This window comes from Bacillus sp. AC266, assembly GCF_979253805.1.
This window is the reverse complement of record NZ_CEEDEC010000010.1, coordinates 32,868-52,781: the sequence shown is the minus strand read 5'-3', so window position 1 is coordinate 52,781 and position 19,914 is coordinate 32,868. Positions and strand designations below refer to the sequence as shown.

22 protein-coding genes, 1 pseudogene and 1 riboswitch are annotated in these 19,914 nt (G+C 35.0%); of the genes and pseudogenes, 11 read left to right on the top strand and 12 right to left on the bottom strand.

Going from position 1 to position 19,914, the window contains the following annotated elements; translation table 11 throughout:
- Positions 1 to 14 precede the first annotated feature (14 nt).
- From AC0IXC_RS27130 to AC0IXC_RS27110, 5 genes are all read right to left on the bottom strand, one after another.
- Complete coding sequence (locus AC0IXC_RS27130; protein ID WP_002140148.1) at positions 15 to 785, bottom strand: TatD family hydrolase; 771 nt, start codon at positions 783 to 785, stop codon at positions 15 to 17.
- A 745-nt stretch (positions 786 to 1,530) separates the two neighbouring features.
- On the bottom strand, positions 1,531 to 1,887 hold the full coding sequence (locus AC0IXC_RS27125) for a YxeA family protein (protein WP_002029403.1): 357 nt from the start codon (positions 1,885 to 1,887) through the stop codon (positions 1,531 to 1,533).
- Between the two features lie 249 nt (positions 1,888 to 2,136).
- Complete coding sequence (locus AC0IXC_RS27120) at positions 2,137 to 2,973, bottom strand: YitT family protein (RefSeq protein ID WP_002009911.1); 837 nt, start codon at positions 2,971 to 2,973, stop codon at positions 2,137 to 2,139.
- Between the two features lie 117 nt (positions 2,974 to 3,090).
- Entirely contained in the window at positions 3,091 to 3,420 is a 330-nt protein-coding gene (locus AC0IXC_RS27115; RefSeq protein ID WP_326997242.1) for a PH domain-containing protein, read from the bottom strand.
- Positions 3,421 to 3,580: 160 nt separating this feature from the next.
- On the bottom strand, positions 3,581 to 4,558 hold the full coding sequence (locus AC0IXC_RS27110) for a LacI family DNA-binding transcriptional regulator (RefSeq protein WP_326997243.1): 978 nt from the start codon (positions 4,556 to 4,558) through the stop codon (positions 3,581 to 3,583).
- Positions 4,559 to 4,863: 305 nt separating this feature from the next.
- Here AC0IXC_RS27110 and AC0IXC_RS27105 point away from each other — a divergent pair, with 305 nt between their 5' ends.
- The gene (locus tag AC0IXC_RS27105) at positions 4,864 to 4,956 is read left to right on the top strand and encodes a DUF3948 family protein (protein WP_012260201.1); all 93 of its coding nucleotides are present in this window, start codon (positions 4,864 to 4,866) and stop codon (positions 4,954 to 4,956) included.
- Between the two features lie 220 nt (positions 4,957 to 5,176).
- Here the strand turns inward: AC0IXC_RS27105 and AC0IXC_RS27100 are convergent, their stop codons facing one another.
- The gene (locus tag AC0IXC_RS27100) at positions 5,177 to 5,782 is read right to left on the bottom strand and encodes a lysophospholipid acyltransferase family protein (protein ID WP_002091412.1); all 606 of its coding nucleotides are present in this window, start codon (positions 5,780 to 5,782) and stop codon (positions 5,177 to 5,179) included.
- Positions 5,783 to 6,118: 336 nt separating this feature from the next.
- On the opposite strand from AC0IXC_RS27100, the gene AC0IXC_RS27095 reads away from it, so the two are divergent.
- Positions 6,119 to 6,214 (top strand): DUF3948 family protein, encoded by a 96-nt coding sequence (locus AC0IXC_RS27095; RefSeq protein WP_002124767.1) that lies wholly within the window; start codon positions 6,119 to 6,121, stop codon positions 6,212 to 6,214.
- A gap of 69 nt (positions 6,215 to 6,283) precedes the next feature.
- Here AC0IXC_RS27095 and AC0IXC_RS27090 read toward each other — a convergent pair whose 3' ends face one another.
- Both AC0IXC_RS27090 and AC0IXC_RS27085 read right to left on the bottom strand, forming a co-directional pair.
- Entirely contained in the window at positions 6,284 to 6,424 is a 141-nt protein-coding gene (locus tag AC0IXC_RS27090) for a YrzO family protein (RefSeq protein WP_002063481.1), read from the bottom strand.
- Between the two features lie 21 nt (positions 6,425 to 6,445).
- On the bottom strand, positions 6,446 to 7,414 hold the full coding sequence (locus AC0IXC_RS27085; protein WP_040963027.1) for a DMT family transporter: 969 nt from the start codon (positions 7,412 to 7,414) through the stop codon (positions 6,446 to 6,448).
- Positions 7,415 to 7,541: 127 nt separating this feature from the next.
- On the opposite strand from AC0IXC_RS27085, the gene AC0IXC_RS27080 reads away from it, so the two are divergent.
- Complete coding sequence (locus AC0IXC_RS27080) at positions 7,542 to 8,408, top strand: LysR family transcriptional regulator (protein ID WP_002063480.1); 867 nt, start codon at positions 7,542 to 7,544, stop codon at positions 8,406 to 8,408.
- A 427-nt stretch (positions 8,409 to 8,835) separates the two neighbouring features.
- Positions 8,836 to 8,916, top strand: a pseudogene (locus tag AC0IXC_RS27075) (DUF3948 family protein); the annotation flags it as partial.
- Positions 8,917 to 8,981: 65 nt separating this feature from the next.
- Here the strand turns inward: AC0IXC_RS27075 and AC0IXC_RS27070 are convergent.
- The gene (locus AC0IXC_RS27070; RefSeq protein ID WP_471653603.1) at positions 8,982 to 9,929 is read right to left on the bottom strand and encodes a substrate-binding domain-containing protein; all 948 of its coding nucleotides are present in this window, start codon (positions 9,927 to 9,929) and stop codon (positions 8,982 to 8,984) included.
- A gap of 131 nt (positions 9,930 to 10,060) precedes the next feature.
- Here AC0IXC_RS27070 and modA point away from each other — a divergent pair, with 131 nt between their 5' ends.
- The 3 genes from modA to AC0IXC_RS27055 all read left to right on the top strand — a co-directional run bounded on the left by modA (position 10,061) and on the right by AC0IXC_RS27055 (position 12,687).
- A complete protein-coding gene (gene modA / locus AC0IXC_RS27065) occupies positions 10,061 to 10,858 on the top strand; it encodes a molybdate ABC transporter substrate-binding protein (RefSeq protein ID WP_471653595.1) in 798 nt (265 codons plus the stop codon).
- Positions 10,859 to 10,863: 5 nt separating this feature from the next.
- On the top strand, positions 10,864 to 11,538 hold the full coding sequence (modB, locus tag AC0IXC_RS27060; protein WP_002029397.1) for a molybdate ABC transporter permease subunit: 675 nt from the start codon (positions 10,864 to 10,866) through the stop codon (positions 11,536 to 11,538).
- A 297-nt stretch (positions 11,539 to 11,835) separates the two neighbouring features.
- Positions 11,836 to 12,687 (top strand): GRP family sugar transporter, encoded by an 852-nt coding sequence (locus tag AC0IXC_RS27055; RefSeq protein WP_002009926.1) that lies wholly within the window; start codon positions 11,836 to 11,838, stop codon positions 12,685 to 12,687.
- 67 nt (positions 12,688 to 12,754) lie between these two features.
- On the opposite strand, the gene pnuC is transcribed toward AC0IXC_RS27055, so the two are convergent.
- Positions 12,755 to 13,405 (bottom strand): nicotinamide riboside transporter PnuC, encoded by a 651-nt coding sequence (gene pnuC, locus AC0IXC_RS27050; protein WP_149190087.1) that lies wholly within the window; start codon positions 13,403 to 13,405, stop codon positions 12,755 to 12,757.
- A gap of 196 nt (positions 13,406 to 13,601) precedes the next feature.
- On the opposite strand from pnuC, the gene proC reads away from it, so the two are divergent.
- From proC to AC0IXC_RS27030, 4 genes are all read left to right on the top strand, one after another.
- Positions 13,602 to 14,405 (top strand): pyrroline-5-carboxylate reductase, encoded by an 804-nt coding sequence (gene proC / locus AC0IXC_RS27045; RefSeq protein WP_002029400.1) that lies wholly within the window; start codon positions 13,602 to 13,604, stop codon positions 14,403 to 14,405.
- Between the two features lies 1 nt (position 14,406).
- On the top strand, positions 14,407 to 15,240 hold the full coding sequence (locus AC0IXC_RS27040; RefSeq protein ID WP_002063472.1) for an aldo/keto reductase: 834 nt from the start codon (positions 14,407 to 14,409) through the stop codon (positions 15,238 to 15,240).
- 148 nt (positions 15,241 to 15,388) lie between these two features.
- Positions 15,389 to 15,493, top strand: a riboswitch (SAM riboswitch).
- Between the two features lie 135 nt (positions 15,494 to 15,628).
- Entirely contained in the window at positions 15,629 to 17,269 is a 1,641-nt protein-coding gene (locus AC0IXC_RS27035; RefSeq protein ID WP_215590572.1) for a peptide ABC transporter substrate-binding protein, read from the top strand.
- 505 nt (positions 17,270 to 17,774) lie between these two features.
- The gene (locus AC0IXC_RS27030; protein ID WP_471653594.1) at positions 17,775 to 19,415 is read left to right on the top strand and encodes a peptide ABC transporter substrate-binding protein; all 1,641 of its coding nucleotides are present in this window, start codon (positions 17,775 to 17,777) and stop codon (positions 19,413 to 19,415) included.
- Positions 19,416 to 19,460: 45 nt separating this feature from the next.
- Here the strand turns inward: AC0IXC_RS27030 and AC0IXC_RS27025 are convergent, their stop codons facing one another.
- Both AC0IXC_RS27025 and AC0IXC_RS27020 read right to left on the bottom strand, forming a co-directional pair.
- Positions 19,461 to 19,733, bottom strand: a complete 273-nt coding sequence (locus AC0IXC_RS27025; RefSeq protein WP_193653049.1) for a hypothetical protein — start codon at positions 19,731 to 19,733, stop codon at positions 19,461 to 19,463.
- On the bottom strand, positions 19,720 to 19,911 hold the full coding sequence (locus AC0IXC_RS27020; protein ID WP_002124741.1) for a hypothetical protein: 192 nt from the start codon (positions 19,909 to 19,911) through the stop codon (positions 19,720 to 19,722). Before AC0IXC_RS27020 ends, AC0IXC_RS27025 begins: the two co-directional genes overlap by 14 nt.
- Between the last annotated feature and the right edge of the window lie 3 nt (positions 19,912 to 19,914).

The following is a 19,914-nucleotide window of genomic DNA, read 5'->3' as shown; positions in this document are numbered from 1 at the left end:
TGCTTGGTGTTTTTTTATGACTCACTAACTTTATAAAATCGCACCGTATTCGCATATATTTGCTCAGTAACTTTCTCTACTGATATTTTTTTTATTATACTAATTTCTTGTAATACATCTTTTATCATATAAGGATGTGTCATCGTATCCTTCTGAAATTCCCACGGCCCATCTGTTTCTACCATCATATATTCAAGCGGATAATACGAAACTATTTTTCTAATTTTCTCCTTATGTAAAACATCCGGTGTGATAGAAATATAATAACCGTTCCTCATCATCCGTTTCATTGTCTCTTCACTTCCTTTAAACCAATGAAAGTGTGCACGCGAAACTTTATATTCTTCAAGTAAATCACATACAGTGTCAGTATCTTCATAAACCGCATGCAATATAATTGGTAAATCGTATTTACTAGCTAGTTCCACAAACTTTTTTAACACCGCTATGTATGGATCAATAGCAATATTTTCATCTTCTTTCCTTAAATAATATGGCAAGCCGACTTCACCAATCGCAACGATTTCCTCTACATGATCTTCAATTAATTTATAAATTTGCTCACATTCCTCTTTATGAATCGGCTGCTCCGGATGAAAACCTATTGCTGGATGTACAAAAGGATATCGCTTTGCTAAAGATAAAGTTTCTAGACATGATTGATAATTCATAGATACTGCAATAAGCCCTTGTATCTCTTTACTGTTTTCCACATCTATAAATAATCTACTTTTCTCTTCATTCTCATATTGATCAACATGTATATGACTATCAATCAATTTCATCTTTATGCCCCCATAAAAAAAACAAGAAAGGGTCTTCCTTCTTGTTTTATCATCTATATTAGTTAACAATTAAATTTGTTATTATATCAAATAATCCAATACATACTACGGCAACAGTAAAGTAGCTACAGAAATCTTTAATTGGAAACTTCACTACTTCTTCTTTACGCATCCCAGTTTTCTCCCTTCTTAATATATCCCTAATTATTTTTTATCTATTTGTATCTATTATGCAAAAAATATGACAAATTTACTATCGAATTAACTTACGTAAACCTTACAATGTTGTAAGGTTTGAAAAAGAGCCTCATCTAAATAGAGATGAGGGCTATTAAAAATTAGTTGGTTTTTCATTCTTCATTAACATTACAAACAGAAAGTGATACAGTGAGACTTTCTAGTTACACTATATGAAATTTACTATATTTTAACCATCGAATTACATTACAGAAGGCTTACATGTTTGTAAGCTATGTGTAATGTAATTCGATAGTTTCCCTTACCTATATTTCGTACAATAAAGTTAGAAAGTAAGCCAAATAAGAAGAACACTCACATAACCAAATTACATTGCTAGTAGCCGACTCTTCTTATACCTTTCACTCATGCTACTACAATGTACCCCCTTCCCCTTTATATAATAAGAAAAGCCTTAGTCCATATGGACTAAGGTTTTTTCACGAACCTAAAATACCCCTACCTAGTATTTTTATTTTCGACAAAAAATAGGCGGGGGTATAATTCGCTATCTCATCGTTAAAAGTTTACTCTTCGCATTAATAGGAATATTTACAGCTTCAATTTCTTCAATTGCCTCGCCGTAGCGTCCTTTTGCGTACACCTTTAATGCTTCATCTCTCTTTAACATATGCTTAACAGTCTTCTTTATTTTTTGTTCTCTTCCACGTTCATCAAATGCAATAAATTCATATTCATACCATTCATCACCAACATGCTGACCAATCGCATCCACAATTGTATAGTATTCTTTCGTCGTATAAAGCGGATTATATTTATCAATAACTGGTCCAAGTTTCGTAGGTAGTAATACTACTACTATCACTACCATAGCTATTACAGTAGTAATTATTTTTTTCTTCATAATACTGATCTTCCTCCTCTGCAGGATACTTATACATCCATTCTAAAGAGCAGGAATTTAATCTACCATTCAATCCCATTACATTAGCCTTACATTTTTGTAAGAATAAAGTGAAACTTTAATCAGTGGGCGTTTACGGGCAGTTGATCTCCCACCTAACTTCTTTGCTCCAGCTGAATTTTGAGGTGGGAGTTCTACTGCCCGTTAATGCGGAATAAAAAAAGATGAACGAATTTTCTCGTTCACCTTTTAGCTTGCTTTAAAGCCACCGCCAAGTACATCACGCACATCGTGAATGACAACGAAGGCATCTTCATCAACTCTACTAATAACTTGCTTTAACTTAACAAGCTCTTGTTTATTAATAACGATATATAAAACTTCTTTATTTTTACCAGTATATCCGCCGCGTCCTTCTAATACGGTGACACCGCGTGTCATGTTTTTTGTAATAGTTTCACGTATTAAATCCGGTTGATTTGAAATGATTGTAACAGCTGTTTTTGTATCCATACCTTCCACGATGAAATCAATTACTTTCGCTCCGACAAATACAGCTACAAGTGTATACATTGCCTTTTCTTGTCCTATTATAAATACAGAACCCGCAATTACAACGATATCAATAATAAGTACGCCTTTACCAACGCTCCAACCTAAATATTGATTTGCTAGTCGCGCTAAAATTGCCGATCCTCCTGATGTACCTCCAGCTTTGAACATACAGCCTAATCCGATACCTACAAATACACCAGCAAATAAAGCTGCTAGTAACGTATCACTATTTACTTGATATTCGATATGTTCTGTAACATATAAAAACAAAGAGGTTTCCACAATACCTATAATTGTGTAAACCATCGTTTTCTTATCAAAAAATTTATAACCTACAGCTAATAAAATTGCATTCAAACCAAAATTCACAATTCCTGGTGACCAATCAAATAAATAGTACGTAACAACCGTTAAACCAATAATTCCACCCTCTGATAAACGGTTTGGAATTGCAAAATAATTAATACCAATTGCGAATAATAATGAACCAATTGTAATTAGTGTTATTTCCTTTATACGTTGATTAACCATAGTTCATACCTCCCCCCATTTGACATTGTATCACTATCTCCTAGAGGTTTAGAAGTTGTTTTTATTCCGCATTTTCCCTCACAAAGACCAAGATATTATGTTTAAACAAAGGGGTGATTAATTATTCATATTCGCTCTAACTGTACGGACAAAGCGCTCCACATTCCCACTCTGAATATACTTAGCTCTAATGGTTTCACGCTTACAAGTACATTCGAAATATGGACGGAAATCTATGTCATCTATATGCAAATATGAATACTCTTCAAATATCGCAGGATAGCACGAAAATTTCCCGTAAAATAGAAGACGTCTAGTAGTGGCAACAAAAATCCCATGTTGATAACATAAAGTAAAGTCATCCTTTTCAAATATCCCTACGACAAACGCTAAAATCTTTTCGTCATCCTCTACATATTTTTTCATACTTAATAAAAGTTCATTCATGCATATTCCTCCAAATTCTATTCATTGTTTTAACACTTGAAAAGAATCCATGGATTATTACAGACCGGTGTAACTCTTTTATAAAGTATGAAACGCGTTTCCTGTCAAAGACATTTCAAAAAATAATCCGTTATGTGATTATACACATAACGGATAAATACTAAACCGTCGAGCGTTCCACAAGTTTATACGGAATTTCCATCTTTTCTTGTTTAGAACTCTCATCACTTACTTGCCTATAAAACATTTCAAAAGCCGTCTTACCTATTCCCTTTAAATTTTGGTCAATGGTTGTCAGTTGTAAAACTTGAGAAATCGGTTGATTATCAAAACCAATAATCGCTAAATCCTCAGGAACTTCAATACCTAATTTTTTAACTTCTGTCATGATCCCAATAGCAACTTCATCTCCTGCCACTATTAATGCTTCAGGAGGATTCCCCATCTCCTTGAATTGATGTGCAACTCTTACACCATCTTCTAACGTAAAGCATTCTGTGAAAATCCGATCTTCCATCACTTCTTCATCTATTAATTGTAGCTGTTGTTTATAAGCATCAAAACGTTTCTTACTACTTGGCCCTAACTTTCTTCCCGTACAATATCCAATCTTCTTATAACCTTTTTCAATAAGGTAACTCATCCCTAATTGAAAGGCATTAAAATGATCTGTATATACACTCGATATGCTTTCAATATCATTATCCTCACAAGCAATAACCGCCCCATACGCTGCATAAGGCTCTATAGTTTCCCACTCATTGGCACGGGAACAAATGATAAGACCGTCTAGTTGCTTTGTTTTCAACATATGTAAACTTTTCATTTCTTCTTTTTTATTGTAGTTCGTTTGACAAAGAAGCACCCTGTAATTATGAGCTAACGCAACTTCCATCATTCCGCCCACCATCGCATCAAAAGACGGATGATTAATATAAGGTAAAATCACGCCAACAATATTCGTCTTCCCTTTTGATAAATGAACAGCATTTGCATTTTGCGAGTAATTCAATTTCTCAACTATTTCTAAAACAACTTTCCTTTTTTCTTCACTTACATATGGATGATCATTTAATACCCTCGAAACAGTCGTAACTGAAACCCCAGCCATCTTTGCAATATCTTTAATATTAGCCATACACTCACCTCTACTTTTAACTTAATGAATCACATGAACATATGTCAAATCTTCTCATCATGACACTTTCATTCGTTTTTCTTACAAAAGTGTAATTTTCCTGTAAGCTAATTCGATAGTGACTCTCCGCAACATTTCATATAATTAAGTCAGAAACAGGGCAACAACCATTTGAAAAGGAGCGGATCTATATGATGAACAAAATGAAAACGAACAATTTCTTAAATACAATGAGCTTGGTATTTTCCGCTCTTATCGATGCAAAAGCTGTTGCTTCTACATTAAACAAGTAAGGAGAATACATTATGAACAACATCACTTTTAATAAATTAGATTTTTTAGGACTAGCTAGCGGCACGGTTCTTCTTACTGCTTTCATTTACGCTGCTACACTATAACTTCGTGTCCCCTTTCCCCTTTATCCCGCTTTAACGGGCAGTAAGACTCCCACCTCAGAATTCGGCGAATGCGAGGAAGTTAGGCGGGAGATCAACTGCCTGTAAAAGCCCGATTGGTTCAACTAATAATCAGTGGGGATGAACACCCCCCACTGATTAAAGTTTCACTTTATATAAATAATAATAGAAAAGACGACCGTCTATGCACGATCGTCTTTTCTTATTTTTGATTTGGCTGCAAAACTTCCTTTAGTTCTTCAAACTTTGCATTTAATTCATCTGTCATCATTTTCATAGCCGTTTTTCGATCTATTTGTTCTTCAGCATCGATTTGAATTGGGTCTCCAAAAACTAATCGCGCTTTTTTTCCTTTTATCAATTCTTTTATACTTGATGGACCAACATAAGCTGCCGGTATTAACGGAACGTTAGAACGCATTGCAATCGTAACAGCCCCAGCTTTTAGTGAAACGTCTTCTGATGACCTCGTCCCACTCGGGAAAATCCCTACTACTTTTCCTTCTTTTAATAAACGTGATGGAATTTTCAATGTGCTTGGCCCTGGATTCGCACGGTCTACAGGGAATGCATTTACATTTTTAAAAAACCAATTTTTAAATTTCCCTTCAAACAATTCTTTTTTTGCCATGTAATGAATTTGGGTTGGGTACATTCCTGCCGCTAACATTAAAACATCCATAAAACTTGTATGTGTACACGCAACAACGTAAGGGCCATCTTCCGGTAATTTCTCTCTCCCTTGTACTTCTACCTTCCCAGCCATTTTAAATATATATTTCAACGAAAATGTAATTGGTTTATACATTTGTTTCGTTCCTTTCTGAATATCCGAAGTATAATTATTTTCTTAAAACGATTATAACACTAAGTTTTAGGAGTTGGTAATAAAAATAAGTATTTATTGTTAAATTTAAATTCTTACAAAAGTGTAATTTTCTTGTAAGCTAATTCGATAGTGACTCCCTCCACTATCTTATACAATTAAGTCAGAAAGTAACAACAACCATTTGAAAAGGAGCGGATCTATATGATGAACAAAATGAAAACGAACAATTTCTTAAATACAATGTGCATGGTATTCTCCGCTCTTATCGATGCAAAAGCTGTTGCTTCTATATTAAACACGTAAGGAGAATTTATAATGAATAACATGACTTTTAATAAATTAGATTTTTTAGGACTAGCTAGCGGCTCGATTCTTCTTACTGCTTTCATTTACGCTGCTACGCTTATATAACTTTGTGTCCCCTTTCCCCTTTATATAAATAATAATAGAAAAGACGACCGTCTATGCCCGGTCGTCTTTTTAATTTTTTCTTTCCTTCAAGTCTTTTAAAAGCTGTATCAGTTCAGCTTGTTGTTTTATATTTTTACGACCGTTTCGATTAATTGCTGCAAGCTCGCAGGCAACTCCAGCAGCAAAGAAAAACAATAAACTTTCTAACATATAAAATCCTCCAGTTGCCTATTAAACAGCTTGACGCAATTGCTTTTCTTGCAAAATTTGTTTATTTATATTTTCTTCTTTTCTCTGACAAACATTATTACGAATAAGCGCTGCAATAACAAATAATGTTCCTAATACATCAAATGTCGTTATTTTATATCCTTGTATCATCATAATAACTAAAGTAGTAATTGGCACAAAGTTAATAAATAAAATACCATTAATTGATGATAAGATTTTCACACCGTAGTTCCAAGCAAGTAGTGCTACGATACCTGGTAATGTCATCATAAATAACAAATCATACTTCACAATAGAAATCGTTTCCATACTTGGAACAGATACATATCCAAGCACTGTAATGACCACAGTTATAATCCCTGTGACAGTTGTACCCAATACACATGTCAAAGTAGAATAACGTAATGTTGACCAATCGCTACACGTTTGACCACCCATCGTATAAATAACCCATCCTACAACACCAACAAATATAAATACTAGTGAAAACATATTATCTTTCAATGTTAAAAAGAAACTCATATCACCTTTCGTAATAACAAATACAGCCCCTACAAACGCAATAATCATGCTCGTTATCATATATTTCTTCGGCTTTATATTTTTATATCCCCATAAAATACAAATTGAAATCATTGGCATAAGCGCCTCCATAATAGAAGCTACCATTACACCTGATTTTCCCATTAACATTTGTCCTAGAAAAATTAATACATTATATACGGTAAAAGCCATTGTTCCAAAAAAGACGAGTAACTTCCCTCTTCCTTCTAAGCGAAATGCCTTCTTTCCTTCTTTCATTAGCAATAATACAATCAATACAATTGCTACCGCCCCATAACGAATAAACGAAAAATAAAATGGATCTATGTATTCTAGAGCATGATCAGCAACCGGAAACATCGCTCCCCATGACATACTTGCAATTAAACATGCCAAAGCACCTATTATCATTTGACCTTTTCTCACCACAATCCCCCGCTTCTTTCTATTTGCACAAAGAGAATTGTAAAAGAAAAAATATATCACGTAAAATGATTCAAAATGATGTTAACTATCATTTATAATGATAGTTAACATCAAGGAGGAGCATAAAATGGAATTACGAGACTTACAAATCTTCCAGAGCGTTGCCGACCGCGGTAGTGTAAGCGGCGCAGCAAAGGAATTAAATTATGTACAATCAAATGTAACCGCACGTATTAAACAATTAGAAAACGAGCTGAAAACACCTCTCTTTTACCGTCATAAGCGAGGCATGACTTTAACAGCTGAAGGAAGAAAAATGCTCGTTTACGTTCATAAAATTTTGCAAGATGTTGAAGAGCTAAAACAAGTGTTTTTAGATAGTGAAACACCATCTGGCATATTAAAAATCGGTACAGTCGAAACAGTCAGTACATTGCCTACCATCTTGTCTTCTTACTATAAAAGCTATCCAAATGTTGATTTATCATTACAAGCTGGTCTAACGGAAGAGCTTATTAGAGAAGTACTCGATCACCAATTAGATGGCGCCTTTATATCAGGTCCTATTAAACATCCACTAATTGAACAATACGATGTTAGTACTGAGAAATTAATGCTTGTTACACAAAATAAAGCTTTTCATATAGAAGAATTTACTACGACGCCCCTACTCGTTTTTAATCAAGGATGTGGATACCGTTCCAAGCTTGAACGATGGCTTAAAGATGAAGGTTTGCTACCAAAAAGAATTATGGAATTTAACATATTAGAAACTATATTAAATAGCGTAGCGCTCGGTCTTGGGATTACACTCGTCCCCCAGTCTGCGGTGCAGCACCTTTCTACAGCAGGTAAAGTCCACTGCCATCCAATTCCGGAGAAATACGGCAGTATTTCAACTGTTTTCATACGCCGTAAAGATAGTTACATGACCAATTCGATGCGCAGCTTTTTAAAAACAATTAAAGAGCACCATCATATCAATATGCTTTGAAGGACATTCTTACACGAATGTCTTTTTTTCTTACAAAAGTGTAAGTCTTACGTAAGCCAATTCGATAGTTGCAGGCTGCTATATTTCATATAATTAAGACAGAAAGCAGGGCAACAACAATTCGAAAAGGAGCGGATACGCATGATGAACAAAATGAAATCAAACAAATTTTTCAATACAATGAGCATGGTGCTATCCGCACTTGTCGATGCAAAAGCAGTTGCAACTACATTAAACAAATAAGGAGAGATTATAATGAACAACATTACTTTCAACAAATCAGACTTTGTCCCGCATTAACGGGCAGTAAGACTCCCACTTCAAAATTCAGCGAAATCAAAGAAGTTAGGTTTGGGATCAACTGCCCGTAAAAGCCCGATTGGTGAGGGCTAATAATCAGCGAGGGATACCCCGCCCTCACTGATTAAAGTTTCACTTTATCGGACTTGCAAGTGGAGCTACTCTTCTTACTGCATTCATTTATGCACTTGCTCAAAGTCTTATTTAACACTTTGTTTCCCCCAACCCCTTTATATATAGAAAAGGCTGCTCGTCTTATAGACAAGCAGCCTTTTAGTTTGTTTCATATACAATTTGGCCTGTTTTGCTTATATCATATCCACCAATTGCTTTTAATTCATTGTGAAACTCTTCAGATTGCAAAATTCCTTTTATAACCTCAATAAGTTCATCATTTTCTTTATTCTTCAGAAGTACTAAATCATACTGTTCTTTCATTATTGGAATAAAGTCTACGTTCACAATTTGGGAAAACTTTTCTGATCCTACCCCAACATCAGCTTTTCCATTCGCGACTTGCGAGGCAACACCAAGGTGATTCGATTCTTCCCATTCATACCCGTTAATACCTTCTTTACTTAATTTTCGAATTCGCAATTGCTCATCCACTAACACTCTAATACCAGAACCTTTTTCTCGATTTACAAATCGTATAGATGACTGAGCTAAATCAGCCCATGTTTTTATATTTTGTGGATTCCCTTTTTGCACATAAAACCCAACATTTCTTGCTAATAAATTCATCATAATATATGGTTGTCCAACTAAAATACGTTTTACGTAAGGAACATTATATGTACCCGTTTCACCATCAAATAAGTGTAAACTAACGACGCTTCCTTCTCCTTGGTACATCTTCACTAAACTCGTTAAACTACCTTGATACGCTCTCAATATATTAGAATTTGGCAATCGATTTTCTATATGCTTTGCCAACATATCTAACGTTAGTTCTTGACCACTAATGATGCGTGTATTCGAACTACTAATTTCGTCCTTCTTTACAGGAGTAAATTGTACCTTCCCTGTTTTCATTTGCTTTATATATTGTTCTAAATCAGCTGCATCAATGCGCATTTGTCTACCAACCCTATAAGAAGGAAGTTCTCCTTTTTTAATTAGGTCGTATACAGTTAATTTTGATACTTTTAATTGCTTTGCTACTTCTTCCGTTGTGTAGGAATGATGATCCATAGACGATTCCTCACTTTCTTCCTTCATTGTAACAAAGAAAAGAATATTTCTCCTAGTTTTTAAAAACAACTATATCGTTCAAATTATATTCAATTATAACTAGTTATAATTAGTTATAATTAGTTATAATTAATTTAGTAAACGAAGGGAGATTTTTTATGAACAAATTTACTTTACGATCCATTGGGGTACTTATACTTTCTTTTCTTCTTATATTCAGTGTAGCTTGTTCAAGTGAAGAAAAGTCAGCTGCTAAAGAGGTAGAATCAGTGGAGCTGACTATATCAGCTGCTGCAAGTTTACAAGATGCATTAAAAGAAATTGAAAAGCAATATAAAGAGAAAGAACCAACTATTCAACTTTCCTTTAACTTCGGTGCTTCTGGTGCACTTCAACAACAAATTGAGCAAGGTGCACCTGCTGATTTATTCTTCTCTGCAGCAGAGGATAAATTCCAAACTCTTGTTAAAAAAGGATTTATTAATGAAAAAGAAGGGAAAAACCTTCTTGGAAATAAACTAGTTCTAGTCGTTCCAAAAGATAGTGCTCTTACAAAACTTCAAGATTTAAAGGATGAGAAAATCAAGAAAATCGCACTTGGTACACCCGAATCTGTACCTGCAGGAAAATATGCAAAAGCTTCTCTCACATATGAAAATCTTTGGAATGACGTTCAAAATAAAATCGTATTTACAAAAGATGTTCGCCAAGTGTTAACATATGTAGAAACAGGTAATGTTGATGCTGGTATTGTATATAAAACAGACGCTCTCGTTTCAGACAAGGTAAAAATTGTAGAAGCGGTAGCAGCTAATTCTCATGAGCCAATCCACTATCCTTTAGGTGTTATAAAGGAATCTAAGCATAAGAAAGAGGCGACTTCATTCTATGAGTATTTACAATCAAAAGATGCACAATCTATCTTTAAGAAATATGGATTTACAATCCTGCCATAATCGCTATGAGCTTTGATGCAATTTTGTCACCTGTCTTTCTATCCTTGCGAGTAGCTGCGTGCGCCACAATAATCGTTACGATCTTAGGAACGATTATTGGACGAGCATTAGCGCGCTCCTCGTGGCGATATAAAGTACTACTAGAAACTATTTTCTTATTACCAATGGTGCTTCCACCAACTGTTATCGGCTTTTTTCTAATTATCATTTTTGGAAATAACAGTCCCATTGGAAAGTGGATTGAATCATTATTTCAGCAGTCCATTATGTTTACATCTACTGCTGCTATCATTGCTTCTACAGTCGTTGCATTTCCGCTCATGTACCAATCAGCAAAAACAGGATTTTCTATCGCAAATGTACAAATTGAAGATGGCGCGCGCGATCTTGGTGCAAGTGAATATCAAGTTTTTCTACATGTTACACTCCCGCTTGCATTCCCCGCACTACTTAGCGGTATGATTTTAAGCTTTGTTCGCGCACTCGGTGAATTTGGTGCAACTTTAATGTTTGCAGGAAATATACCTGGCAAAACTCAGACGATTCCAACGGCGATTTATATGGCTATTGATGCGAGTAATATGCAACTAGCTTGGACGCTTGTAATCATAACGATTAGTATGTCCCTTCTATTCTTACTATGCATTCAACTCATTAATAGAAGAATTACTACTTCTTAAAGCAACTTTCGACAAAAGTTGCTTTTTATTTCCCGGAAAATAAAATGATTTGATTAATAACTGAATTTTTTCCCTTATTTAAATATACATTTTATTTGAATTCACTTTCTAAAATAGGTAATTTCCTGTTATTATATGAAAGTGTTTCAAAAAATGAAGAAATGAAAACGCATTTATATCGTAAATTCTTCATCCTGTTTTAGCGATCGGTAATCTTCTACTCTATTAGTGGGGCATTACCGATCGTTAGAACGCTATGTAATTATATTGGTATAGAAAACCGAAGGGAGTCTTGTAATGGACATTTTATTAGCGCTTCTTCCTGCAATCGCATGGGGAAACATCTTATTAGTAAGCGTAAAAATGGGCGGTGGTGCATATAGCCAAACGGTAGGTATGACAATCGGTGCTCTATTCTTCGCAACAACTATGTATGTATTTACTCAACCAACTTTAACAATGACAGTCTTGATTGTTGGCTTTATTTCAGGTTTATTCTGGGCTTTAGGACAAGTAAACCAATTAAAAACAGTTGAAAAACTAGGTGTTTCAACTACTGTAACTATTTCTACTGGTATGCAACTTGTTGCAACTTCTATCTTTGGAGTTATCGCTTTTCGTGAGTGGACTACTACTACAACGATTGTTCTGGGAACGATTGCAATCCTATTAATCGTAGTTGGTGTAGTATTCACATCACTAGATGATAAAGAAAATGCACAGCCACCAGGACAATTGAAAAAGGGACTTCTTACTTTAATTGTTTCTACTTTCGGCTATCTTGTATATGTAATTATTATTCGTTGGTATAATATCGATGGTTGGTCTGCTATTTTACCACAGGCAGTTGGTATGTTCGTTGGTGCGGTTGTACTGACGTCTAAACATAAACCATTTAACAAATATGCAATTCGTAATGCTGTATCTGGTTTACTTTGGGGAACAGGAAACTTATTCTTACTTCTTTCATTACCACGTGTCGGAGTAGCGACAAGCTTCCCATTATCTCAAACTGGAATCGTTATCTCAACATTCGGTGCGATTGTCTTCTTAGGTGAAAAGAAAACAAAACGTCAATTGATCTTTATTGCTCTAGGTAGTGTTTTAATTATCGGCGGCGCTGTATTGCTTGGTATGACAAAAGCATAAATTTACACTATATTTAAACCCCCTGAAACGTATATGCTTCAGGGGGTTTTTGGATTACAATTATTTTCTAAATATAATTATTTATACGTTCTCGCTCTTTATGGTTTTTCTTCCATTCTAGCAAGCCATCGATACATAAAAATAGATTAATAATAGCTAATACTAACATGACGTATAAGCCCGTTGAAATATAAATCACAATGCTAACTATGTTATACAAAATCCATAAATGCCAATTTTCTAAGATTTTTCGGCTCAGCATAAATTGAGCTACTAATCCTAATACAGCGTTTAAAGCATCTAAATATGGACTTGTCGATTCTAAATAACGGACTTGATAATATCCCCAACCAATCCAAGCAACTAAAATAAAAAGTATATAAATAATCCATCCTTTCAAATCTAAGCGAACTGTCGGTTTTACCTTCTCCTCCCCACTACGCGCAATCCAGTAATACCAACCGTACACATTAAATATAAATTGGAAGGCTGCTAATACTGCCATTGCGTATAAGCCTTGTGTAGTGAAAATATACAGAAATACCGCAACTGTAATCATCCCAAATAAAAAGTTTGATACCTTTTCCCTTGCAAGTAACCAAACATTAATAATCCCCATAACCGATGCGAAAATTTCAATATAACTTGATCGGATATAGAATCCAACTAATATGCAAACAATACTAGAAATGAGTAAAAAAAGTGGACTTCTAACCATATTTATCTCTCCCCAGATATGTAATAAACTCCCTATCAACAGTATAAGAAATAACTCTTATACTTACTATAAATTTTCTCCTGTAAAACTCCCCACTCATCTATTCCACTTACGATAAGCCGTTTCTTTTTACAAAATTCTCTTAAAAATGGTATCGTTTTTTATAACATATTCTCATCAGAAAGGAATAAAGGATATGCCTAATAAACATCGAATTTTATTTATTGGTGCCGGTCGTATGGCAGAAGCTATATTTGCTGGACTACTTACAACAAGTAAAGAATACATCGAAGAAATTATTGTTTCCAACCGAAGTAACATAGAAAAACTAACGCAATTACAAACTAAATATGATCTATCGATTACAACAGATTGGAAACAGCATATTAAATCTGTAGATACAATCGTTTTAGCAATGCCGCCTGTCGCACATGAACAGCTATTAGCGGATCTATCCCCTCTTCTAACTAATCAATTTGTCGTGACAGTTGCTGCCGGAATCGGACCATCTTATCTAGAAGAAAGACTTCCCCAAGGGACACCTGTTGCTTGGATTATGCCAAATACAGCTGCTGGGATTGGAAAGTCTATCTCCTTATATACGACGGGACATTCTGTAGATGAAACACATCAAGAAACGTTACAACTTCTTTTAAAAGGTATCGGTACCTCACAGTTTTGTACCGAAGAGGAAGTTCACCAACTTACCGCAGTTACTGGTAGTGCACCCGCTTTTCTCTATCACTTTGCTGAAGGTTTAATTGAAGCAACGAAAAGCTATGGTATTGATGAGGAAACAGCAAAACACCTTGTCATTCAAATGATTGCTGGCTCTGCCGCTATGCTCCAGCAAAATCAGGATCCAGCTATGCTCCGCGAACAAGTAACAACACCAGGAGGTTCAACGGCTGAAGGCTTAAAAGTTCTATATGAAAATAATTTTTCAGAAGTCATTCAACAAGCAGTTGAAGCGACCAATAAAAAAGCTAGGGGGAATTAATATGACTTTAACAAGTTTAAACGACTATACAACATTACATAACGGCGTGAAAATGCCTTGGTTCGGCTTGGGTGTTTTTAAAGTTGAAGATGGTACAGAAGTAATTGATTCTGTAAAAGCAGCTATAAAAAATGGATACCGTAGTATCGATACTGCTGCGATATATAAAAACGAAGAAGGCGTTGGACAGGCAATTCAAGAATCTGGTATTCCTCGTGAAGAGTTATTCATCACTTCAAAAGTGTGGAATAGTGATCAAGGTTACGAGTCAACACTACAAGCATTTGAAACTACATTAGAAAAATTAGGTCTAGAATATTTAGATCTATATTTAGTACATTGGCCTGTAAAAGGAAAATACACTGAATCATGGAAAGCTTTAGAGCAGCTTTATAAAGATGGTCGTGTTCGTGCTATCGGTGTGAGTAATTTCCATATTCACCATTTGCAAGACGTATTTGAAATTGCAGAAATTAAACCAATGGTTAACCAAGTGGAATACCACCCACGTTTAGCACAAGAAGAATTACATGCCTTCTGTAAAGAACATAACATCCAGCTTGAAGCTTGGTCACCATTAATGCAGGGGCAGCTACTTAATCACCCAACATTACAAGAAATCGCTACGAAATATAATAAATCGACTGCACAAGTTATTTTACGTTGGGATCTACAAAATGAAGTTGTAACAATCCCTAAGTCTATTAAAGAACACCGCATTATTGAAAATGCAAACATCTTTGACTTTGAATTAAGCTCGGATGATATGAAAGCAATTCAAGCTTTAAATGAAAATCATCGCGTTGGTCCAGATCCAGATAACTTTAACTTCTAGTAGGGAAACCACTGCCATATGCAGTGGTTTTTTTATTTTTAATAAAACTGAAAATTTGAACTATATTCCATTTGATTGACACTTCATTATCTAAGGTGTAAGATTTTGAATTATCAAAGAAACACAAAAATTAATAAAATTTATTCTCATTGTATCAAGAGAGGTGGAGGGACTGGCCCTTTGAAACCTCGGCAGCAGGTTCATTTTGAATACTGTGCCACTTCCTGCAAGCTTTATGCTTGAAAGATAGAATGAGGGACTTCGTTTATATACGGGTGCATAACTTGTACGTAAAAATCCCTCTTTCTCAATACGAAAAGAGGGATTTTTTGTTTTTCATTTCCCTCATCATCATCCAATCTTATTAACTATTTAGGAGGAAAATCAAATGAAAAAGAAGTTTGTACCCGGTATTGCATCAGTTGTAGGAGTAAGTATTTTATTATCTGGTTGCGGTAGTTATAAAAACGAAGCGAGCGGAGCAAATGCAAAAGATGAGGCACCTAGTAAGCAAGTTTTAAACTTATCTTCACCTACTGAGATTCGAACAATGGATACGGCTCGTGCTACAGATACTGATTCTGGTCAAGTAATGAGAAACGTATTTGAAGGTTTATACAATCTTGGTGAAGGTAATAAACCTGTTCCTGGCGTTGCGAAATCTCATGAAGTAAGTGCTGATAAAACGAAATACACATTCCATTTACGAGATTCAAAATGGTCGAACGGCACACCTGTAACAGCGAAAGATTTCGTCTTCGCTTGGCAAAGAGCTGTCGATCCAGCAACAGCTTCTGAATATGCTTTTTTATTCCTGGATATTAAAAACGCTAAAAAAATTAATAGCAAAGAACTCCCATCCGATCAACTTGGTATAAAAGCAGTTGATGACCATACGTTTGAAGTAGAATTAGAGCGCCCTGTTCCGTATTTTATTAGCTTAACGGCGTTCCCAACATTTCTACCAATCAACGAGGAATTCTTTAAAGCACAAGGTGATAAGTACGCTTTAGAAGATAACAAAATCTTGTACAACGGAGCTTTTACACTAAGTGATTGGAAGCATGAACAAAGCTTTAAATTTAAGAAAAACCCTACCTATTGGGATAAAGATAATGTCAAACTCGAAGAAATCAATTTCAACGTTGTGAAAGAGAAATCAACAGAAGTAAATTTATTCGAATCCAAACAATTAGACCGTATAAAACTAACATCTGACTTCGTTGATAAATATAAAAAGGATGCTAACTTTAAAGAACGTCCGAACGTAGGGGTACAGTTTTTACGTATGAATCAGCAAAACAAAGTACTTCAAAACGTTTCTGCACGCCAAGCAATCGATCAAACAATTGATCGAAAATCTTTTGTAAATACGTTATTAAATGATGGCTCTACACCAACCTTTAGTCTCGTGCCGAAAAACTTTGCAAAAGGGCCTGATGGAAAAGACTTCCGTACTGCAAACGGCGATTTAACAAAAGTTGATACAACATCTGCACAAGAATTATGGAAGAAAGCAAAAAAAGAACTTGGTTCTGAAAAGATAACATTAGAATTATTAACAAGTGATGGTGACCTTGAGAAGAAAACTGGTGAGTTCCTAAAAGGACAACTAGAAAAGAATTTAGATGGCTTAACGGTAAATATAAAACCGCAACCACGTAAACAACAAGTTTCACTCTTATTAAAAGGTGACTACGAGATTGGAATTGACGGTTGGAGCCCTGACTTTGCTGATCCAATTACATTCCTTGAACTATTTACGACGAATAACCCTTACAATTTAGATCATTACTCTAATAAAGAGTTTGATGACACAATTGAAAAAGTTAAAACTACTTTGGCTGGTGATGAAAAAGCTCGCTGGGAAGCGTTACTAGCATCAGAAAAAATCTTATTTAGGGACTCTGTTATCGCTCCTCTTTACCAAAAAGGAGAATCTTATTTAGAGCGTTCTTATGTGAAAGGCATTGTGCAAGTAGACTTTGCAGGTCAATTAAACTTCAAATGGGCAAAAATTGAAAAATAAAGTGAAACTTTAATCAGCCCTCACCAATCGGGCTTTTACGGGCAGTTGATCCCCCCTAACTTCTTTGCTTTCACTGAATTTTGAGGTGAGGATCTTACTGCCCGTTAATGCCGGATAAAATGCAACTTAGATCATCGTGTTCTCACCCACACCCATTGTTTTTTTAGCAAAATATATTAAAAGCAGATTCCCTAATATGAGGAAATCTGCTTTTTCAATATATTATTCCAAGAAATTAACACTCCACTTTTTATTATTGACATATAGTTCTTTCCAGTGTTAATATTCTAAATAATCAAAGAAACAAAATATTTTACCATCAAAATGTAATGTCTACTAAGTTGAAACATATAACGATAGATTATAGTTCAACATGTATATACATATAGAATACCTGATTACCTATATACACATATTTATAATAGGTTTTCTCTCCTTCTATAGCTACACTTCAAGACATGGACATTATGACGTTACGAACAACACATTTAGGGAGGAAAGAACAATGAAGAAAAAAGTTGTACCTGTTGTTGCATCTGTTTTAGGGGCAAGTCTACTACTAACTGCTTGCGGGGGAAATAAAGATAATGCAGGCGGAGCAAAAGCGAACGATAAAGCACCTGATAAACAAGCGATTAACTTATCATTTGCTTCAGAAATTCCAACAATGGATGTTGCAAAAGCGACGGATGGGGAATCCATGAATGTAATGAGAAATGTTTTTGAAGGTTTATATGCTATAGGAGAAGATAATAAACCGATCCCTGGTGTTGCTGAATCGGTTGACATTAGTCCGGATAAAACAAAGTATACTTTCCATCTTCGTGATTCAAAATGGTCAAACGGTACTCCTGTTACAGCAAAAGATTTTATTTTCGCTTGGCAACGTGCCGTTAACCCTGAAACAGCTGCTGAATATGCATTCTTATTCTTTGATATAAAAAATGCGAAACAAATAAACCAAAAAGAAGTAGCAATCGATCAATTAGGCGTTAAAGCTCTTGACGATAAAACTTTAGAAGTACAACTAGACCGCCCTGTTCCCTACTTCTTAAGCTTAACGACATTTGCAACATTCTTACCAATCAATGAAGAGTATTTAAAATCTCAAGGCGATAAATACGCTTTAGAAACAAATCATTTAATTTACAATGGTGCTTTCACATTAGATAACTGGAAACATGAACAAAGCTTCCAATTGAAGAAGAACCCTAACTATTGGGATGCTAAAACTGTAAAACTAGAAGAAATCAACTTCAATGTCGTTAAAGATAAATCTACAGAAGTTAACTTATATGATTCAGGACAAATTGATCGTGTTGCTTTAACTGCGGAGTTTGTTGATAAGTATAAGAACGATTCCAACTTCAAGGAACGCGCTGAAGTCGGTATCCAATTCTTACGACTAAATCAGAAAAATGCAGTATTAAAAAATCAACATGCACGCCTCGCTATTAACGAAGCAATGAATAAAAAAGCGTACGTAGAAACAATTTTAAATAACGGTGCAATCCCAGCAGAAGGAATGGTTCCTGCGAAATTCGCAAAAAGTCCAGACGGTAATGACTTCCGTAAAGAGAATGGAAATCTAGTCAAAGATGATGTGAAATCTGCAAAAGAAAACTGGAAAAAAGCGAAACAAGAACTTGGTACTGACAAAGTAACAATTGAACTATTAACAAGCGATAATGCTTTAGCTAAGAAAACTGGCGAATATTTAAAAGGTGAATTAGAAAAGAATCTAGATGGATTAACAGTGAATTTAAAACCTCAACCACGTAAACAACAGTTAAAACTACTATTAAGTGGTGATTACGAAATTGGAATCGATGGCTGGGGCCCTGACTTCGCGGATCCTATTACATTCTTAGATCTATTCACAACAGATAGTGCTTATAACTTCGATAAATACTCTAACAAAGAGTACGACGAGCTTATTCGTAAAGTAAAAACTGATTTAGCTGGTGATGAAAAAGGTCGCTGGGAAGCAATGAAGCAAGCTGAAAAAATCTTATTACAAGATGGTGCTGTCGCTCCTTTATACCAACAAGGTCGCTCTTACTTACAACGCTCTTTCATTAAAGGACTTGTAACAACTGACTTCGGCGGTGAATTTAACTACAAGTGGACAGAAGTTGCAAAATAATAAACACTAGTAAAAAAGGTATCCCACGAAGGATACTTTTTTACTTTATGCTTCTTTAACTACAGAACTTCCCCTCTTTACTATCACTTTTATACCTATAGTGATTCCCGCTACCAATTGTGTAACTAGTATAATAAGTAATAATGAAATAATATTTTCCACTAAATTAACTCCGCCAAATATTATTGTGTAATAGCCATTCGCTGCATATGTTGCGGGAAATAATCCCGAACGGCAAACCTGTTTTTCCAATGCAGTGATAAATACATATGTATTAATACTAAGAAGACTAAAAGGACGATTATCAACTCTCTTCATAGCTCTCTTTTTGTATTGAACCAAAACTCATCATAAATATAACCATAAATATCAAATATGTTCTCCACGTCAAAGAAGGTATATGCCCTGACCAAAGATAACTAATTAAATAGTTGATTCCCATAATACACGATGATACTACTAAACTAATACTTATCAATTTCACATATTTGAGCATATC

Coding starts and splice junctions, on each gene's coding strand:
- AC0IXC_RS27130 (WP_002140148.1), bottom strand. CDS start 785: ATGAAATTGATTGATAGTCATATACATGTTGATCAATATGAGAATGAA.
- AC0IXC_RS27125 (WP_002029403.1), bottom strand. CDS start 1,887: ATGAAGAAAAAAATAATTACTACTGTAATAGCTATGGTAGTGATAGTA.
- AC0IXC_RS27120 (WP_002009911.1), bottom strand. CDS start 2,973: ATGGTTAATCAACGTATAAAGGAAATAACACTAATTACAATTGGTTCA.
- AC0IXC_RS27115 (WP_326997242.1), bottom strand. CDS start 3,420: ATGAATGAACTTTTATTAAGTATGAAAAAATATGTAGAGGATGACGAA.
- AC0IXC_RS27110 (WP_326997243.1), bottom strand. CDS start 4,558: ATGGCTAATATTAAAGATATTGCAAAGATGGCTGGGGTTTCAGTTACG.
- AC0IXC_RS27105 (WP_012260201.1), top strand. CDS start 4,864: ATGAACAACATCACTTTTAATAAATTAGATTTTTTAGGACTAGCTAGC.
- AC0IXC_RS27100 (WP_002091412.1), bottom strand. CDS start 5,782: ATGTATAAACCAATTACATTTTCGTTGAAATATATATTTAAAATGGCT.
- AC0IXC_RS27095 (WP_002124767.1), top strand. CDS start 6,119: ATGAATAACATGACTTTTAATAAATTAGATTTTTTAGGACTAGCTAGC.
- AC0IXC_RS27090 (WP_002063481.1), bottom strand. CDS start 6,424: ATGTTAGAAAGTTTATTGTTTTTCTTTGCTGCTGGAGTTGCCTGCGAG.
- AC0IXC_RS27080 (WP_002063480.1), top strand. CDS start 7,542: ATGGAATTACGAGACTTACAAATCTTCCAGAGCGTTGCCGACCGCGGT.
- AC0IXC_RS27070 (WP_471653603.1), bottom strand. CDS start 9,929: ATGAAGGAAGAAAGTGAGGAATCGTCTATGGATCATCATTCCTACACA.
- modA (WP_471653595.1), top strand. CDS start 10,061: ATGAACAAATTTACTTTACGATCCATTGGGGTACTTATACTTTCTTTT.
- modB (WP_002029397.1), top strand. CDS start 10,864: ATGAGCTTTGATGCAATTTTGTCACCTGTCTTTCTATCCTTGCGAGTA.
- AC0IXC_RS27055 (WP_002009926.1), top strand. CDS start 11,836: ATGGACATTTTATTAGCGCTTCTTCCTGCAATCGCATGGGGAAACATC.
- pnuC (WP_149190087.1), bottom strand. CDS start 13,405: ATGGTTAGAAGTCCACTTTTTTTACTCATTTCTAGTATTGTTTGCATA.
- proC (WP_002029400.1), top strand. CDS start 13,602: ATGCCTAATAAACATCGAATTTTATTTATTGGTGCCGGTCGTATGGCA.
- AC0IXC_RS27040 (WP_002063472.1), top strand. CDS start 14,407: ATGACTTTAACAAGTTTAAACGACTATACAACATTACATAACGGCGTG.
- AC0IXC_RS27035 (WP_215590572.1), top strand. CDS start 15,629: ATGAAAAAGAAGTTTGTACCCGGTATTGCATCAGTTGTAGGAGTAAGT.
- AC0IXC_RS27030 (WP_471653594.1), top strand. CDS start 17,775: ATGAAGAAAAAAGTTGTACCTGTTGTTGCATCTGTTTTAGGGGCAAGT.
- AC0IXC_RS27025 (WP_193653049.1), bottom strand. CDS start 19,733: ATGAAGAGAGTTGATAATCGTCCTTTTAGTCTTCTTAGTATTAATACA.
- AC0IXC_RS27020 (WP_002124741.1), bottom strand. CDS start 19,911: ATGCTCAAATATGTGAAATTGATAAGTATTAGTTTAGTAGTATCATCG.